Annotated in this window: 17 protein-coding genes; 13 read left to right on the plus strand and 4 right to left on the minus strand. The window is 46.0% G+C overall.

The features are described 5' to 3' along the window. The 6 genes from L5M11_RS22650 to L5M11_RS22675 form a co-directional block, all read left to right on the plus strand. Positions 1-190: transposase (locus L5M11_RS22650; protein WP_263193192.1), on the plus strand; the 190-nt coding region annotated here is incomplete at its 5' end. 650 nt (positions 191-840) lie between these two features. Beyond that, positions 841-1,629, plus strand: coding sequence for a trypsin-like serine protease (locus tag L5M11_RS22655; protein ID WP_263139932.1), 789 nt, complete (start codon positions 841-843; stop codon positions 1,627-1,629). Positions 1,630-1,742: 113 nt separating this feature from the next. Continuing rightward, positions 1,743-2,126 (plus strand): DUF952 domain-containing protein, encoded by a 384-nt coding sequence (locus L5M11_RS22660; protein ID WP_263139934.1) that lies wholly within the window; start codon positions 1,743-1,745, stop codon positions 2,124-2,126. Positions 2,127-2,552: 426 nt separating this feature from the next. Beyond that, positions 2,553-4,163, plus strand: coding sequence for an IS1634 family transposase (locus L5M11_RS22665; protein WP_115014254.1), 1,611 nt, complete (start codon positions 2,553-2,555; stop codon positions 4,161-4,163). 657 nt (positions 4,164-4,820) lie between these two features. Further along, positions 4,821-5,855, plus strand: coding sequence for a DUF2235 domain-containing protein (locus tag L5M11_RS22670; RefSeq protein WP_263193324.1), 1,035 nt, complete (start codon positions 4,821-4,823; stop codon positions 5,853-5,855). A 65-nt stretch (positions 5,856-5,920) separates the two neighbouring features. Beyond that, positions 5,921-6,748: a cobalamin-binding protein gene (locus tag L5M11_RS22675; protein WP_105251617.1), complete on the plus strand. Its 828-nt coding sequence runs from the start codon at positions 5,921-5,923 to the stop codon at positions 6,746-6,748. Positions 6,749-6,810: 62 nt separating this feature from the next. Here the strand turns inward: L5M11_RS22675 and L5M11_RS22680 are convergent, their stop codons facing one another. Next, positions 6,811-8,202 carry an NAD-dependent succinate-semialdehyde dehydrogenase gene (locus L5M11_RS22680; protein WP_263193325.1) on the minus strand — a complete coding sequence of 464 codons (1,392 nt, stop codon included), beginning with the start codon at positions 8,200-8,202 and terminating at the stop codon, positions 6,811-6,813. A 216-nt stretch (positions 8,203-8,418) separates the two neighbouring features. Beyond that, positions 8,419-9,537, minus strand: a complete 1,119-nt coding sequence (locus L5M11_RS22685; RefSeq protein WP_263193326.1) for a glycerol dehydrogenase — start codon at positions 9,535-9,537, stop codon at positions 8,419-8,421. Between the two features lie 471 nt (positions 9,538-10,008). Here L5M11_RS22685 and L5M11_RS22690 point away from each other — a divergent pair, with 471 nt between their 5' ends. The 3 genes from L5M11_RS22690 (at position 10,009) to L5M11_RS22700 (ending at position 11,453) form a co-directional block, all read left to right on the plus strand. Beyond that, positions 10,009-10,524, plus strand: coding sequence for an AAA family ATPase (locus L5M11_RS22690; RefSeq protein WP_263193327.1), 516 nt, complete (start codon positions 10,009-10,011; stop codon positions 10,522-10,524). Positions 10,525-10,581: 57 nt separating this feature from the next. Further along, the gene (locus L5M11_RS22695; protein ID WP_263193328.1) at positions 10,582-10,977 is read left to right on the plus strand and encodes a GNAT family N-acetyltransferase; all 396 of its coding nucleotides are present in this window, start codon (positions 10,582-10,584) and stop codon (positions 10,975-10,977) included. A 92-nt stretch (positions 10,978-11,069) separates the two neighbouring features. Continuing rightward, positions 11,070-11,453, plus strand: a complete 384-nt coding sequence (locus L5M11_RS22700; protein WP_105251622.1) for an MAPEG family protein — start codon at positions 11,070-11,072, stop codon at positions 11,451-11,453. Between the two features lie 9 nt (positions 11,454-11,462). Here the strand turns inward: L5M11_RS22700 and L5M11_RS22705 are convergent, their stop codons facing one another. Next, entirely contained in the window at positions 11,463-12,926 is a 1,464-nt protein-coding gene (locus L5M11_RS22705; protein ID WP_263193330.1) for a PLP-dependent aminotransferase family protein, read from the minus strand. A 117-nt stretch (positions 12,927-13,043) separates the two neighbouring features. On the opposite strand from L5M11_RS22705, the gene L5M11_RS22710 reads away from it, so the two are divergent. Beyond that, positions 13,044-13,502, plus strand: coding sequence for a GNAT family N-acetyltransferase (locus L5M11_RS22710; protein ID WP_263148791.1), 459 nt, complete (start codon positions 13,044-13,046; stop codon positions 13,500-13,502). Positions 13,503-13,630: 128 nt separating this feature from the next. On the opposite strand, the gene L5M11_RS22715 is transcribed toward L5M11_RS22710, so the two are convergent. Then, complete coding sequence (locus tag L5M11_RS22715; RefSeq protein WP_263193331.1) at positions 13,631-14,698, minus strand: tartrate dehydrogenase; 1,068 nt, start codon at positions 14,696-14,698, stop codon at positions 13,631-13,633. A gap of 96 nt (positions 14,699-14,794) precedes the next feature. On the opposite strand from L5M11_RS22715, the gene L5M11_RS22720 reads away from it, so the two are divergent. The 3 genes from L5M11_RS22720 to L5M11_RS22730 all read left to right on the plus strand — a co-directional run. Beyond that, positions 14,795-15,709, plus strand: a complete 915-nt coding sequence (locus L5M11_RS22720; protein ID WP_263193332.1) for a LysR family transcriptional regulator — start codon at positions 14,795-14,797, stop codon at positions 15,707-15,709. A 264-nt stretch (positions 15,710-15,973) separates the two neighbouring features. Beyond that, complete coding sequence (locus L5M11_RS22725; protein WP_263193333.1) at positions 15,974-17,053, plus strand: glucosaminidase domain-containing protein; 1,080 nt, start codon at positions 15,974-15,976, stop codon at positions 17,051-17,053. Positions 17,054-17,130: 77 nt separating this feature from the next. Next, a partial coding sequence (locus L5M11_RS22730) for a transposase (protein WP_263193323.1) occupies positions 17,131-17,285 on the plus strand: 155 nt, incomplete at its 3' end.

Raw genomic sequence — 17,285 nt, forward strand, 5'->3', positions numbered from 1 at the left:
ACGTTTGCAAAACGACATCAATGTTCTAAGCCAGCTACGTTTAGGCCAAAAAGTCCACTTCAAGGCCAAAGAAGGCCAAGTGTTCGGGGTGGTTATCAAAATCAACAAGAAATCAGTGATGGTGGTCAGCGATGATAACCGCCAGTGGAAAATCCCACCAGGACTGGTGCAGATCATGAAAGACATCTAGCCAGGATGCTTGGCCGAAATCTATAAGGCGTCAATACGTCCTAAAATGGACGCTTACGAGTTACGCGCATTCCGTATTAATTGTCATTGCTTCCCCAGTGACACGCCGTAAATATATCCCTATAGGCTCGACGGCGACATCCATGTCGCCAACGGTCACTGGTACACCAATGCCAATCTTAACTAACCCTCTCGCTGCTCGTTTAGCTAAAAAGCTATTGCCCCAAAGCTTGCTAGCACTCGTTTAGTGTATCGAAAACTGACGAATGAGTTGCCCTACAAAATCTCATCTTTTAGCCTTGTATTTAGCGCGTACATTATTTGATTGTTTGAAACTGGATTGGTGTACCGTCGTATTCAAATCGCTTGGTTTAAAGCTATTTTAAGTTGCTATCTTTGCGTGATATCTCGAATTCTTAAATCTAAAGACCCTTAGAATTAATAACTTAAAGATTATCGTTTTTAGATAATAGGTTTAGAAAATGCGTATGCATGTTTTTCTGCTGGTTTTTTGTATATGAAAAGCAATAAAAAGCTGATAACTTCTTGTTAATACAGATAGTTAAGGACGCGCAATTTTGCTTGTCTAGTGAGTTAAACGTGCATGTGCACTACTAAATTATAGCTATCATCAACGAACATGGACGTAACATGAAAATTTTATTTCTCTTATTCTTTTGTTTCTTTTCTATTGGCAGTGATGCCGTAGTGATGAGACATGACATTCCCCCTGAAAATTATGTTGTAGAAAAAACACCTGAATATCTAATTGATATGCCACATGAAGGTCATGGTGTTCTTATCAACTCTCAATGGATTCTGACTGTAGCACATACTATTTTTTATGATTATGTTGGTAAGAGTTTAATTGTTGGTTCAAAAAATTATGAAATAGAAAGCGTTCATATACACCCAGATTACTCCGAACCTGATAAAAATTTACTCAAAGGTGATTTAGCGCCTTTGATGAGATTTTTTAAATCTAGAAGTGATATTGCATTAATCAAATTAACTTCACCTGTTAGCGGTATAGAACCAATCAATATATACACGGGTAAAAGTGAAGAAGGCAAAAAGATCACAGTATACGGTAAGGGAGCTACTGGGAACGGAGTAACTGGTGAGTATCCTGATACTAAGTCACTTCGTGTTATGAGCCATTTTCAAAATGTTGTTGAAAGCGCAGAAGGTAACTGGCTAGCATTTAAATTTGATGAACCAGCGAATGCACTATCACTTGAAGGAATGCATGGATCTGGAGATAGTGGTGGAGCATCAGTCATATTTGAAGACAGTGTTCCTTTTCTTGTAGGTTTATCAAGTTGGCAATTGGGGCATGGAGATATATCTACTTTTAAAGGTGGTTTGTATGGAACTATTGCTTATCAAGTTAGGGTGTCAAGTTACTGTGACTGGATATTAGGTGTATTGGATAGCTAACAAGAATCTAAAGCGAGACTGCTAACAGTTTGTTCTGTTTCGCTTCGCTGTACATTTCAGCAAACAATCAGCCCCTTAAATGGGCGTCTATAAAACTGATAGGAAGCGTTGATGTGAATCATTTGTATAGAGTTGTTCCTAAAGAAGATTGGGTTGAGGCTCAGCGTTGCGGGCGTGTCTCTCGATGCCAGGCAGATAAACGGCGGGGCAGAGTTCATCTGAACGAGTTGAAGGATGTGGAGCTTGTCGCGAACCGATGGTTTTCTGTTGAGGAAGAGCCTGTCGTTCTTGAGATTGATGTTTCTGGAATGGCGGAATATCTGAAATGGGAGGAGAGGGCTGAGGAGCCTTTGGGTACATGGCCAAATCTCTATGTTGAGGGCGTACCAGTTGAGAATGTGGTTCGAGTTTTTACGTTAGACGCAGGGCCAGATGACGAAGGTGCAGTCTCATTTCGGATAGGAAAAACTCTGTCTGAGGAGCTGTATTCTAACTAAGCATTGAAGCGCATTCTCTGTGTGACGCTAAATTAAAAAGAGGGATCGGGTGAATATCTATTTTTCAGATTATGTCGGGGTCAGCAAAGAGTAAATTGATGCTTTGTTAAGTATCGTTCTGCATTTACCTCCGTAGGGTAAAATGCTAACAAGCCCCTTAAACAGCGTGGCCAGCGGCCGCTGGACTTGCAACAAGCGTTCGTTAATCCATAGAAATTTTAATCTTAAAGCTTTGAAATAGAGCTAAACATCTAACAAGGTTTTGTCCAAAAACTGTGTTGCGTATGTCTTTTAACCGTCATTCCGCACCTAATTTAATAATTAAAATAGTGTGATCCAGTGATCATTTCTCAGTGAAAAAGACGATACCATCTTGACCGCGAACGACAGTTTTGATCTATTACTGTTATTTGACGGTCTCAAAATATGTCGACTCAACCTATTATTAAGCGCTTGGATCACCTTGGCCTCATTGCCGCTTTTTGTCATGAAATCGGCCTGCCACAGATGATAGATGCGGTCATTCCTAAGTATTCCGACCACCATGTTTCTCATGGTGACGCTGTATTGGCCATGATCCTTAATGGACTCGGCTTTCACAGCAGAACGCTTCACATGTTCTCTGACTTTTTTAAGACCAAGCCCGTGTCTAAATTGCTCGCCAAAGATATTGATGCACATCACCTGACCGATGACGTGCTAGGTCGCACCTTGGATGCCCTGTACGAAGCCGATGTCTCCGCGCTCTATCAAGTTATTGCACAGCGCGTTGTTGATAAACTCGGCCTGACTACGGACGCTGTTCATCTGGATATCACGAGCTTTCACGTTGATGGCAAGTATGCGCAAGATGAAGAGACCAATGTGATCCAGCTTGTGAAAGGTTATAGCCGAGACCACCGTCCAGAGCTCAATCAAGTGGTGCTTGAGCTCATTTGTGAAAACCAAGCTGGCCTTCCGGTTTATATGCAAGCGCTCAGTGGTAACACCAATGATGCCAAAGCATTCGCCGAAGTCACTCGCCATCATATTCATTGTCTAAAAGCGGCACAAAATAGCCGTTACTTTATCGCTGATGCCGCGTTGTACACAGAAGAGAGCATCGCCTCGCTAGATAAACAACAGCAAAAGTTCATTACCCGAGTGCCGATGACCATCAAACTGGCAAAGCAAGCTTTGCTTGCCTTAGAGCCAGAGCAATTAAGCTCGATGGGCAACGGCTACTCAGGGTGCTGGATAGATTCGGACTACGGCAAGGTGACTCAACGCTGGTTGCTCGTTCACAGTGAGCAAGCGACAAAGCGAGAAGAAATCACCTTCTACAAAAACTTAGAGAAAAACGTCGCTAACGAACTCAAAGCGTTAGATAAAATAAGCAAGCTCCCCTTCGCTTGCGATGCCGACGCAACATTGGCATTCAACACCTTCAAGAAGCAATGCCAGCTACTGGGATTTGAACAAACCATTATCATCAAAACGCCGACTTACTCGAGTCCTGGTCGCCCAAAGAAAAACGAAAAACCGACTGGATATCAATATTTCATCGAGGCGCGACCATTTACCGACCTAGAAAAAGTAAAGTTGGCAAAACTTAAAGTCGGCATGTTCATCCTTGCAACGAATGACATCGCCAGCGAAGCGCTAACAATGGAAGCCCTTCTCAAGCACTACAAATCGCAACAAAAAGTCGAGCGCGGGTTTCGTTTTCTAAAAAGTCCGGAGTTCCTAACTTCTTCAATATTCTTGAAAAAACCACAGCGTATTGAAGCATTGCTGATGATAATGACGCTGAGCTTGCTTGTTTACGCCAGCTTAGAGCACAAAATCAGAGAACAACTCACCCAAACCGAAGCGTTTTTCCCGAGCATGGTAAGCAACAAACCGACGACAAAGCCGACGGCACGCTGGGTGTTCTTGAAGTTTGAAGGTATAGATATCTTGGAAATCAATGGCCAACGATTCATCACAGGGCTTCAAGAACATCAAACTCGGCTTTTAAAACGGTTAGGTAGCCTCTACGAGGCAGTTTATTCCTGAATTAGGTGCGGAATGTCGGTTTTAAATCTACAGGTTACGCTAAAGCCAAAACGGTGAGCCATGGTGATTTGCGAGACGACCGTCCACCCCATGGACGGGGCGGTCGAGCATCCAAGGATGGACTGGCTGCGAGTCGATGAGCAAATGGCATGGCAAACCTATAAGTCGGGGCGGTCGAGCGGCTTGGACAACATCCGTGTTTAATTGCCAGTTCGTCATCCATGGCTCTCGTTCATAAGCTTAGAAACCCTAGGTTTCTATTCACCATGTCGTCGAGCAAATACCATGGAGCGCCCCCTTCAATAGGGGCCTGCATTTAATAACCAAGCAATAAGTCATTTAGTGATATTAGCCCTTCTATATTTAACGCTCCTCTGTCTAACTCTTGTTAAAGAAAGCATTAATCTTCTCTCGTACGAACATTACATATGCAAACTGTAGCGGCATCTTATTGTTCTAATTTGTCAGCTTAGGTTTTTATGTCACTATAGGTTTTTTGCTGTGACGTTAGCATGTAAAGCAAGATGAGCTTTTAACGCCTTGAATCGCCAGCAAACAAGGATAGCGAGGCTGTTATTCCTTGGTAAAACCCGTTAGCGTCTTTATCGACAGTTTTTTACCTGCGAGATTGGGCATCAGTGACTCAAGGATGATCCTATGAATAAGCGTATCGTGATTTGTGCCGATGGGACTTGGAATCGGCCTGAGAAAGATCTTAAGGTCGATTTCCCAACCAATGTGCTGCGCCTCGCGCGGGCGATTAGCCCGATAGCGGCAGATGGTAAACCCCAGCAAGTGTTTTATGACTGGGGCGTGGGTTCTTATTACGATGAAGCCATGGGCGGCGCGACAGGGCGCGGTTTACATAAAAACATCATGGATGGGTATCGCTATATAGTGCAAAACTATTCCCCTGACGATGAGATTTATCTCTTTGGTTTTAGCCGCGGTGCTTACACTGTGCGTTGCTTGTGTGGTTTGATTAATAACTGCGGCATACTTAAACGCCCCGATGCGGCGTTGATTCAACAAGCTTTCGACCACTATAAAAAAAGCAGTGCGCCCTTTGCGCCTGATGGTGAAAAATCCCTCGAATTTAGAGCGAGATACAGTCATGAATCTCGGGAAATCAAGTTTGTTGGCGTGTGGGATACCGTGGGCGCTATGGGGATCCCTATCTCGTTTTTAGGTTTGTTCGAAGATAAAGACGAGTTTTACGACACTAAAATTGGCCGCAATGTGCGCGTTGCCCGCCATGCCTTAGCCATAGATGAACATCGCAGTGATTTTGAGCCGACCATTTGGCAACTGCGTGACAATATGGACATGCAGCAAGTGTGGTTTGCGGGCGCCCATAGCAATATTGGCGGCAGTTATAAACCCGATAAAGACGGTTCATTGTTGTCGGATATTGCACTGTTGTGGATGATATCCGAGGCGCAGAAATTTAATTTAAGCCTAGAGCCACACTTAGCCGCGAGTGTGCATCCAAATCCGCTCGCGACCTTACATAACTCGAGACGCAGTTTTTATCGGATAAAACAGGAATATTTGCGACCACTCGATCCTGAGCAAGTCCCAGTACTTTTGCATCATTCGGTGAAGGCCCGCTGGGATCAAGATCCTCAGTATCGCCCCAAGAATCTACAAACTTATATCGAACACTATGGCTGGCCAGAGCTGCTAGTTTAACTCTATGACCCCAAGTGACCTGAAGAGACTTTCAGGCGGTTTGGGGATAAATACTAAGGCATATCATGATTAAGCGACACTTAGCTGGACTCTTTTTGGGGCTCAGTCTGTTTCTTCCCCATAGCGTATTGGCGCAGCCCGCTAAACGCATTATTGCGCTCTCCCCCCATGCGGTGGAAATGCTTTACGCCATAGGCGCGGGCGATACGATTGTGGCCGCAACCGATTATGCGGATTATCCCGAGGCGGCAAAAAATATCCCGCGTATTGGGGGTTACTACGGCATTCAAATGGAGCGGGTGATGGAGCTTAATCCCGATCTGATTGTGGTGTGGGATTCGGGTAATAAAGCCGAAGATATCAACCAGCTTAGGACGTTAGGATTTAACCTTTATGGTAGCGATCCTAAAACCTTAGAAGGCGTCGCCAAGGAGCTTGAAGAGTTAGGCCAACTTACGGGGCATGTTGAAGAAGCAAGCAAGGCTGCGGCCGCTTATCGCGCTGAGCTTATCCGATTGCGGGTTGAAAATGCTAAAAAATCAGAGCCTAAAGTGTTTTATCAACTCTGGTCGACACCTTTGATGACAGTCTCTAAAAACAGTTGGATCCAACAGATCATCAGTGTGTGCCATGGCCAAAATGTGTTTTACGATGCCGCCAGTGATTATCCGCAAGTCAGTTTAGAAAACGTCTTGCTGACCTTGCCCGAGGTTATTTTACAGAGTGAAGAAGAAGGTAATGTGAAAGGGGTTGATTGGCGCCAATGGCCAGAAATTCCTGCCGTGAAGAAACAGCATATTTATCAACTCAATGCCGATTTATTACACCGCGCGACGCCCAGAGCTTTACTTGGCGTTCAAGCCTTATGTGATGCCTTGGATAAAGCACGTTAAATAAAACGCCTGACAGATTATTCCGTCAGGCGTTTAGTCAGATGTTGCTATTTTCTAAGCGTTTAGAAAGGCGCGTTGATGTCGACCACATTAATCAGCTTGTGGTTTACAAACTCTTTCAATCCTAAATCAATCAACTCGCGGCCATAACCTGAGCGGCGTACGCCACCAAAGGGTAAGTCGGCCTTGACCATAGTTGGATGATTGACAAACATCATGCCTGTGGAAACCTGCTTAGCGACCGCCAGCCCGCGCTGGGTATCGGCGGTAAACACTGAGCCACCCAATCCAAAGGGCGAGTCATTGGCGATGGCAATTGCCGCTTGCTCATCTTTCACCCTGTGGATACTGGACACTGGGCCGAAGAATTCCCAATAGTAGGCTGGGTTATCTGGCGTCAGGTTTGTCAGTATTGTTGGCTGCACAAAGGCGCCTTGCTGCGGCACTTTTGGCCCCACTTCGGTCGCGGTTGCGCCGTGTTTTACGGCATCACGGATCTTCTGCTTCAACTCATCGGCAGCACCTTGGGAAGAGAGCGGCGCTAGCGTAGTGGCCGAGTCCATAGGATCGCCGGCTTTTAGCGCTTCAATCCCCTTGATATAGCCCTTCATAAATTCATCGTAAATGGTTTCAACTAAGATCATCCGCTTAGATGATGTACAGACCTGTCCCGCGTTCCAGTGACGGCCAAACACAGCCCAGTCGATGGTTTTAGGTAGATCGGCATCTTCAAGTACGATAAAGGCATCTGCGCCACCCAGTTCTAGGGTGGACTTTTTCAGTGCCTTACCCGCCAGAGCGGCAATGATCGATCCCGCATCTTCTGATCCCGTGAGCGCAACACCATGCACTTTGGGCGAATTGATGATCTTTTCTATCTGCTCTCGGGTGGCATACAGATTTTGGAATGCACCTGAGGGCAGTCCGGCATCGCGCATTAAGCCTTCAAAGGCCGCTGCGCACTGGGGCACGTTGGATGCATGTTTGAGTAGTAAGGTATTTCCGGCGGCAAGCTGCGGCGCTAAGATGCGCGCAATTTGGTAGTAGGGAAAGTTCCAAGGTTCGATAGCCAATAATACGCCCAGCGGTTCGTTAACCAGTATCGCTTCACCTTCGGCGGGATCGGCAACCGGCAGTTTTTGCGGTGCCAGCAGTCGCTCGGCATGTTCGGCGTAGTATTCGAAAATTTGCGCCGACAGTTCTACTTCAGCTTCGGCTTCTGCTGTTACTTTGCCCATTTCTAAGGTCAGTAGATTGGCGTATTTGGATTTATTGTCTCTGAGGATCTTCGCTGCCTTAGACAGTATTGCGGCCTTGTCGGCAAAGGGAGTGGTTCGCCAGCTTAAAAATGCCTGATGGGCGGATTCTATCGCCTGTGTGACTTCGGTATCTGTCGCATTTGGAAATTCTTTAATGAGCTTTCCTGTAAAGGGATTGGTTGTTGCATAAGCCATATGTGCCTCCAAGCGTTTAACAAATAGAGCGTAAATGCCAGCTTTGGCATCGAGGGTGGAAATGTCTTGTTTGTTGTGGACTTCCTTGCCATTGATATGTGGCAAGGAAGCCTAGGATGAACGGTAAACTCGTGTGGTAGCAGGAACTATTTCAGTAGTATTAATTAATAAAATCAGATGGTTGCTGCCTAAGGTGTACACGTCATATTGTTACGGTTAACAAGCTTCAGCTGTTTTATAGCGTTCAGCCATGGCATTGGCGGCTATCATGGCTTGATAGACATCATCTGCGGTTAATTTCATCGGCATATTGCCCATAGTATCCCCCTCAGCACAGGCTATCTCAGCCACTTTGCGCCATTCGGTCTCGATAAAGGTTTTCAGCCCTAAATCTGCGAGAGTGAGCGGTAGTCCCGCTGTTTTGATGATGCGGATAACGTTATCGATTTCGGTTTTTGGGGCATTTTCGAGCACGAGCTGAGTTAGCAGCCCAAAGACGACTTTCTCGCCGTGCTGAGCTTTATGTAAGTCTGCCACCGCTGACATACCATTGTTTACGGCATGGGCGGCGGCTAACCCGCCTGCTTCTGCACCAACACCACTGAGATAGATGGTGGCTTCAATGGTTTGCTCTAGCGCAGGTGTGACTATTTTGTTTTTAACGGCGTCCATAGCAGCTTCAACATTTTCAGTCAGTAACTGATAGCAAAGTTGGGCCAATCCCAGCCCTGTGCGGGAAGGCTTTTTCAGGACTAGGTTGACGCCATCCGATTGATAGCAGGCACGAGCTTCAAAATAGGTTGCCAGTGCATCGCCTATGCCTGCCGCAAAAAATCGGGCCGGAGCCGCGGCGATAATAGCAGTGTCGGCAACGACAGCATCTGGGTTCTGTGGCAGAAACAGATAGCGTTCAAACTCACCTGTTTCGGAGTAGATTACTGCAAGTGCAGTACAAGGCGCATCGGTTGAGGCAATTGTGGGGTACAAGATGACAGGCCGTTTTTGATAGAAGGCGACGGCTTTGGCGGCATCTAAGGTTTTTCCACCGCCAACTCCAACAATAACGTTGGTATGATGCTGTTCTGCCAGCGCGCCTAAGCGCTTTATCTCGGCTTCGCTGCACTCATAGTTGAATTTTTCGAGGTGGCTGCTGATCCCATTTTGATCTAGCCCAGCGACCGCTTCATTCTTCACGCGGCTGAGGATAAATTCATCGCAGATGATAAAAGCATTGTCACCAAAGTCCTTAACATAATCATGCATTTGAGCTAATAGGCCCTTGCCGATAATGAATTTTTTAGGGGAAGTGACGGTACGTGGAACGACAGTGCTCATAGAGCCTCCTTTGCACTTATGACGGTTATCCTTTTATTCTTACCCTAGCATACGCCTAAATTAATGTCATAGCATGAATGGTGGTAATGTTTTTATTGCTAAGCGTAAATTACTACTTTAGTGCTTAATTGTTAGATTAATAATGTGGTTTATTGTTTTATTATTCGAGTTAAATGCTTTGGTTTGTCTCTGGTTTAAGGAAAGGATAGGGCTCAGAGAGCGAGGCGATCTAAGCGGGCGAAGAGATGTCAGATCTCAAAAAAAGCTAACGGTGGAATGCGTAAATAGCGGTAAACGTCTGCTGTCTAAACACAGGATAGTCATTAATGTAATGGGATTTTATTACCTTAAACTCGTCCCAAGTCTTGCTCGGTGTTCATGCTTTATGTGATGCTCTGTACTGTTGTTCATTGGTGTCATAGCGAGTGAAATCGTCGGCTGAGATAAAAGACCAGTAATCAAGGAGTGAAGATGACACAGCAGAATGCGTTAGGACAATTGGTCAGTAAAGGTACGTTAATATTCTTTTGTGGCAAAATGGGCGCAGGTAAATCAACCTTATCGCGACAACTTGCTGAGGCCGAAAACTGTATTTTAATCTCGGAAGACGCATGGCTGGCGGCGCTATATCCCGATGAAATTAAAGATTTTGATACTTACTTGAACTATTCCGCTCGCCTTAAGCCTTTGCTTAAAAAGCATGTGCAGGAACTGCTCTGTTCGGGTGTTTCTGTGGTCATGGACTTTCCCGCGAATACTATCAATCAGCGCCTGTGGTTTCGAAGCATTTTTACTGATTGCGCCGCCCATAAACTTATTTATCTTAATCACAGTGATGCGCTTTGTTTGAGTCAACTCGATAAACGCAGACAAAGCCACCCTGAGCGCGCCATGTTCGATACTGAGGCTATGTTCTGGCATGTGAGCGGTTATTTTCAGCCGCCGACTCTGGATGAAGGCTTTGTTCTTGAGGTGATTGAAAGCTAAATAGTTGAAAGCCAAGTGACTGAAAGCAAGTGACTGAATAAAACAATAGGAAATATCATGTACCAAGTGCTTGAAGGCGTTGCTTCTGCCAATGATTTTGTTCGCCTACGACAGATTTCAGGCTTAAGCCCTAGACCATTGGAGGGTGCCATTAAGGCCTTGCCAAGGAGTTTATATGGCGTGCAAATAAAGCTCGCTGAGCAGACTGTGGGTATGGGGCGTGTGGTTGGTGACGGCGCGCTCAACTTCGAAATTGTTGATATTGCAGTGGATCCTGAGCATCAAGGTAAGGGATTAGGGCGGCTTATTATGCAGCACATCATGGCTTATCTAGAGCGTGAGGCTTTTGAGGGCGCGTATATTACCCTGATGGCGGATGTGCCTGAACTCTATGAAAAGTTTGGCTTTAAATTTAGTAGTCCCGCAAGTGAAGGCATGTATATGGTGAAATAACGCCGCTAACCAATACACTTGTAGCTTAGGCACTTGTAGCTGTAGAACTCAAACAGTAGAACTTAAAACAACAATCAAAGGAAGATTACCCCATGAATACCTTACTTATTTGCTTATTTGTCGCCATGTTATTGCCATATCTTGCGAAAGGTCCAGTGGCTTGGGCTATGGCAAAGACGGGTGGTTACGATAATAATCATCCCCGTGCTCAGCAAGCACAGCTAACCGGTTTTGGCGCTCGCGCTTTAGCGGGACATCAAAATGCCTTTGAATCATTGCTGGTGTTTGGCCTAGCCGTATTAGTGGTGATTGCCACGGGCAAAGTGAATCCCACCACTGAGTGGCTCGCAATCGTCCATGTAGGCGCCCGCTTTGTGTATCACATCCTCTATCTTGCCAACAAAGGCACCTTAAGATCCCTCACATGGTTTGTTGCCATCTTCAGTGCTTTCGGGATTTTCTTTCAGGCTTTTTAAGCTTGGATATTAAAGGATCTGCGCCAGTTTTTTGATACTTTCCCGCAGATCATCAGGCGTATGAGCGGCATAGCCCAGTAAGATAGCTTGCCTTGGATAGGGGGCTTGGCAATATCGAGACAAAGGCTGTGCCCCCAAACGTATTTGGCGGCATTTGTTGATCACTTCCTCTTCGGTCAAGTCGCCCTTCAGCCAACACACGAGGTGAATACCTGAGTCTGAGGTTTGAACGGACAATTTGTCGGGCAGATACTGCTCAATTGCCGCGATTAGCGCTGTTTGGCGTGCTAAGCAGGCTTTTCGCACTCGGCGAACATGCCGCGCATAATGTCCTTCGGCGATAAACAACGCTAATGTTGCTTGCTCTAGGTGAGCCGTGTGCGTATCGGCGTAATGCTTTGCCAACTGGAAAGCCTGTATCAGTTTAGGGGGCACCACTAAAAAGCCGAGGCGCAATTCGGGCAGCAGCATCTTGGAAAAGGTGCCAGCGTAGATCACCCTTTGATGTTTATCGAGCCCCTGTAATGCCTGTATCGGACGGGCGCTATAACGAAACTCGCTATTATAGTCATCTTCTAAAATCCATTTACTTTGCTCAGCGGCCCAATCGAGTAAGGCCAATCGTCGTGGCAGACTTAGCATACCGCCGAGGGGGAATTGGTGTGAGGGCGCGGTAAAAGCCAGTTTCACTGCGGGCCACCGCTGGATCGCATCGGCAATATTTGTGCCCTCATCATCAACACTCACAGGACGAACTCGCATAGTTTGCGAGAGAAAAGCGCCTAAAGCCCCGTCATATCCAGGTTCATCAAGCCAGACTTCATCTCCCTGTTGGAGTAGTACCTGCGCTGTGAGGTTAATGGCCTGCTGAGTTCCATTGACTATGATGATCTGCTCAGGTGTGCAATTGAGGCCGCGGGTCGAACGCGCATAGTCACTTATCGCCTCACGCAGCGGCAAATACCCCGCGCTATGGTTTGATTTACCTAAGGTTTTACGGGATTGCCGCCAAACTCGGCCTAACAGCCGCCCCCAAAGTTGGTGCGGGAAAAGATCGACACATCCGACGCCAATATTCAACATGCTATGGCTGTGGTCCGTATTTCCCTTCGCTTTCAGTCGCGCCATTTCTATTAACTGTGGATTAATTTCTAATTTGGAATCAGTGGCTTGAGCGCTTTCTCTGGCACGGTTTGGAATATCGATCAATTCATCGGGAATGGTATCTGACACATAAGTGCCCGATCCCGGTTTAGTCAGCAGATAGCCTTCATCAATCAGGCGCTCAAACCCTTGCAGTACTGAATTACGTGAAATCTGCATGGTTTCCGACAAGGCTCTGCTGGATGGGAGCTTCATTCTCGGGTGTAAACGTCCATCAAGAATGGCCTCTCTAAACGCATGATAAAGCTGATCTTTGAGGATGCCATCTTTGAGTTGCAAGTGAGGGAAATTGGATTGAGGTTTTTTCATTTGCTAACTGGTACTGTAAAAAATACAAAAAGTGTACCTTATGCGGTACCACAATTGAATCTAGAATCTTGCTTCAGTAAAACTGAGACCATTTACTTAATTTCAAGGAGTGCGCTAATGTCCAGCCAATCACTAACAGTAACCATTGATATGGTTAAAGAAACGGACTATTCACTCTGGTTACCACACTGGCGTGATTACCAGACTTTTTACAAAGTGGCGTTATCGGAAGCGACTACCCAAGCCACGTGGCGCCGATTCTTCGATGACCAAGAACCTATTTATTGCGCCGTCGCAAGAGAGGGCCAAAACTTACTCGGTTTTGTGCACTATGTTTTTCATCGTTCTACTTGGGCCGAAACGGATTATTGTTATCTTGAAGACTTGTTTGTTGCCCCAACGGCAAGGGGCCAACATGTTGGAAAACAATTGATTGAGTATGTAAAGCAAGCGGCCATTGAACACAAGTGTGCGCGCCTGTACTGGCATACACAGGAAACAAATTTAACCGCGCAAAAACTCTATAACTGGATTGGTGAAAAACCGGGAGTCATTGAGTACAGAATGCCGCTGTAAGGAGGGGTCTTTAATTAGCGTATTAACTGGTCAGCTTATTAATGCGTTTATTATCAGGTGCTTGATAGTCTAAGCCCCTTTCAATCCTAATGCTAAAGGGCTTTTAGCATTAGGTTTTAGTGCACGTTTTAATTGCGACTAATCGCAGCGATCACCGCATCGGTCAGTTCCCAAGTATTTGCCGTTCCGCCCATATCGCGGGTTAAAGATTGCTTATCTTTCAATACTTTTTCTATCGCGCTGAGTATCAGGTCGTGCATTGCGCCATAACCTAAATGTTGCATCATCATAGCGCCTGCCCAAATTGTCCCTAAAGGATTGGCAATACCTTGGCCTGCAATATCCGGCGCCGAACCATGTACCGGCTCAAACATCGACGGAAATTCCTTGCTTGGATTGATGTTCGCCGAAGGGGCAATGGCGATAGTGCCAGTGCACGCAGGGCCAAGATCAGACAGGATATCGCCAAACAAATTTGAGCCAACAACCACGTCAAAATGCTCGGGTTTCAGCACGAAATTTGCCGTCAGAATATCGATATGATATTGGTCGACCTTAACATTGGGATACTGTTTTGCCATTTCCACGACGCGACTATCCCAATAGGGCATAGAGTGAAATATGCCATTGGATTTGGTCGCCGAGGTTAAGTGCTTTGCTTTGCGGCTTTGGGCTAAATCGAAGGCATATTTTAAGATGCGGTCTGTGCCACGACGGGTAAAAATGCTCTGCTGGGAGACAATCTCATGTTCAGTGCCTTCATATTGAATGCCGCCGACGGCGGAATATTCGCCTTCCACGTTTTCACGTACTACATAAAAATCGATATCGCCGGGCTTTTTGCCCGCGAGTGGGCAGGGCACGCCTTCAAATAACCGAATAGGCCTAAGGTTCACATATTGCTCAAAGGCTCTGCGGATCGGTAGTAGCAATCCCCAGAGTGAAATATGGTCGGGAACTCCTGGAAATCCAACAGCGCCTAAGTAGATGGCATCAAAGGATTTTAGTTGCTCAAGTCCATCCTCTGGCATCATGCGACCGGTTTTATGGTAGGTTTCACAGGACCAGTCGAAGTAGGCCCACTCAAACGTCACACCTAAGATTTTTCCTGTGGCTTCGAGTGTGCGTATCCCTTCGGGGATCACTTCTGTACCTATGCCATCTCCAGCAATTACGGCGATTTTTACCTTAGACATCTTCGACTCCAATAGGGGATTCTGCGTTTTTAGTATGTTATTCCATATTCGTATCGTGTATGAATAGGCTAAATGTTTTGTTAAGGATTACGAATCGTGAGCCAACTGCCGCCACTTGAAGATTTACGGGTCTTTGTTATCGCCGCTACAAGCGGGGGATTTACAGCCGCTGCGGAGCAATTATCTTTTTCTCCAGCGTATGTGAGTAAACGCATTGGCCTATTAGAAAAAGCGCTCGGAGTGCGTTTGTTTCTGCGCTCTGCCAGAAGTGTCAGCCTCACCTTAGAGGGCAAGATTGCCTTGGAATGGTCGGAACGTTTGCTCGATACCATGGAGCAAATGAGCCTTGAAATTAGCTTAGAGCAGCAAGTGCCACGGGGGCGATTACGTATTGCAACTAGCACAGGATTTGGCAGCCACTGTATTGCGCCGATTATTTCAGACCTCGTGTTCCACTATCCCGAATTAGAAGTTGATTTAGAGTTGCTCGACCGTCCGGTCGATCTGGTCTCTGAAGGTTTTGATCTGGAGATCCGTGTCGGTGGCGAATTGCCACCGCAAATGATAGCTAAGCGTCTTGCGAGTAATTATCGGGTATTGGCGGCATCGCCGACCTATATCGACACGCATGGCATGCCAAACAATCTCGCGGCATTAGCCGAGCATAAGTGCATAGGGATCCGCGAGCGCGATCAAAACCATAGAGTGTGGCGATTGGAAAGTGCGGCTGGCATAGCCTCGGTTGATTTAGCGGCTTCCTTGATGACCAACAATGGCACAGTCGCTAAGCAGTGGTGTCTTAAAGGCCACGGTATTATGTTGCGCTCCATCTGGGATTTACAGCAAGATTTCTTAAGTGGCACATTAGTCAGAGTACTCCCCGAGTATCATCAATCCGCTGAAATTCATGTAATTTATGCCTCACGATTAGAAACGTCTGCCAAACTTCGCACCTGCGTCGCCTATCTTGAAGAGGCATTACCTCGTTTTGCTGGCACTGGAATAAGTTGATTTTATTTCGCCAATCTCTATTGGCGAGTGAACACTCGCTATTTTCATATTGAGTTTAAATAAATCAAGGTGTTGGATTTAATTGCTGACATTGGGTCAAGAGGCGGCCAAGAAGGCGTTCGTCCTATTCTCCTTAATAAAATGATCGTAATAGGTCATTTTGTATATCTATTAAGCAAACTGTCAGGTTTTTACTGTTACCTTACGCCCCCGATGTATTGGCTAATCCCATTGCTACCGTTTTACCTCAGTTAAAGAGATACCATGTTTATAAAGTTTAAGCTTCCCGTTACTATGCTCGCACTCATTGCTTTGTCTGTTTTATGCTCTTCGGTGTATGTGCAAGAAACGCTAGCGACTAAGCTGATTTCAAATAGGCTGCCAGTTGATGCTCTTGATTTTCAGTCACGGACGGCTTCCAATCCTTTAGTTGCCAGTCAGAGTGCTCTGCATCATATGCAGAGTTTGCCAAAACTGATGACGACTTCCTTGGTGCAAGCGAATCAAGGTGCTGTTGCAAATCCAACGGTTGCTGAACATTTCTCATCCCCCAAAATACTTGAGCAGTCATCCTTCGACAATCCAGAGACTAAACAACTGAGTCTGAATATCAGTTCTCTCGATGAACTCATGGGCTTGTTTGACTCGCTTGATTACACGCCAGAAAGTTTTCGTGATGGTAATAAATCGGTCCCTAGATTGACCTTTGATGCCGTGGGAGAGGGCTGGAGTTCAGTGTCAAGCCAACTCCCGGTGAAGCAAAAGAAAATGGTGTTTCTTAGAATGATTGCCCCTTTAGTCTTATTGGCGAATGAGAAAATTTTACAAGAAAGACAGGTCATTATGTCTGCCCCCCTTGATGATATTGCGTTATTAGCCTTAGGGGTAAAGTACAAAGTAATAAGCAGTGAAGATAAACCGCTGTTAGAAGCCCAAAGACAAATGCTACTTGAAAGGGTGGATATCCTGCCACCATCGTTAGTGTTAGCTCAAGCGGCAAAAGAAAGCGGTTGGGGCACATCGCGATTTGCCCGTGAAGGTAATGCATTATTTGGGCAGTGGGATTTCAAGGGTAATGGTATGGAACCTAGGCAAAAGCGCCAAGGTTTAGGCAATTATGGTTTAGCACGATTCGATACACCATTTGCTTCGGTGGAAGGGTATTTGTTGAATTTGAATACCCATAATGCTTATCAGAAGATGCGAGATTTTCGTGCCCAATCAAGACAAGCTAATCAAGCTGTGACAGGCTCTGCACTCGCAGGGACGTTAGACCGATATTCGGAGCGTGGGCACGCCTATGTTGAGGCGATTCGTCAGATGATCCGTACTAGGGTCTGTTGATCTTTCGAGAGTAATTTTTAGACAGCATGGCAAGACGTTATAATTTGCTTCGCCAAAAGTAACCATAACCTCAAGCCATGCCAAGACTTATGCTAACCGATGCACGCTGGGAAAAGCTATTTCATTTAATGAAAAGCACAGGCCGTGTTTATGACAAACCTGAACATAGACAAACATTCGAAGGTATTCTTTACCGCCTTAGAACAGGTATCCCTTGGCGAGATTTACCTAA

It is taken from the genome of Shewanella sp. SM87 (assembly GCF_025653705.1).
Classification (GTDB): Bacteria; Pseudomonadota; Gammaproteobacteria; order Enterobacterales; family Shewanellaceae; genus Shewanella; species Shewanella oncorhynchi.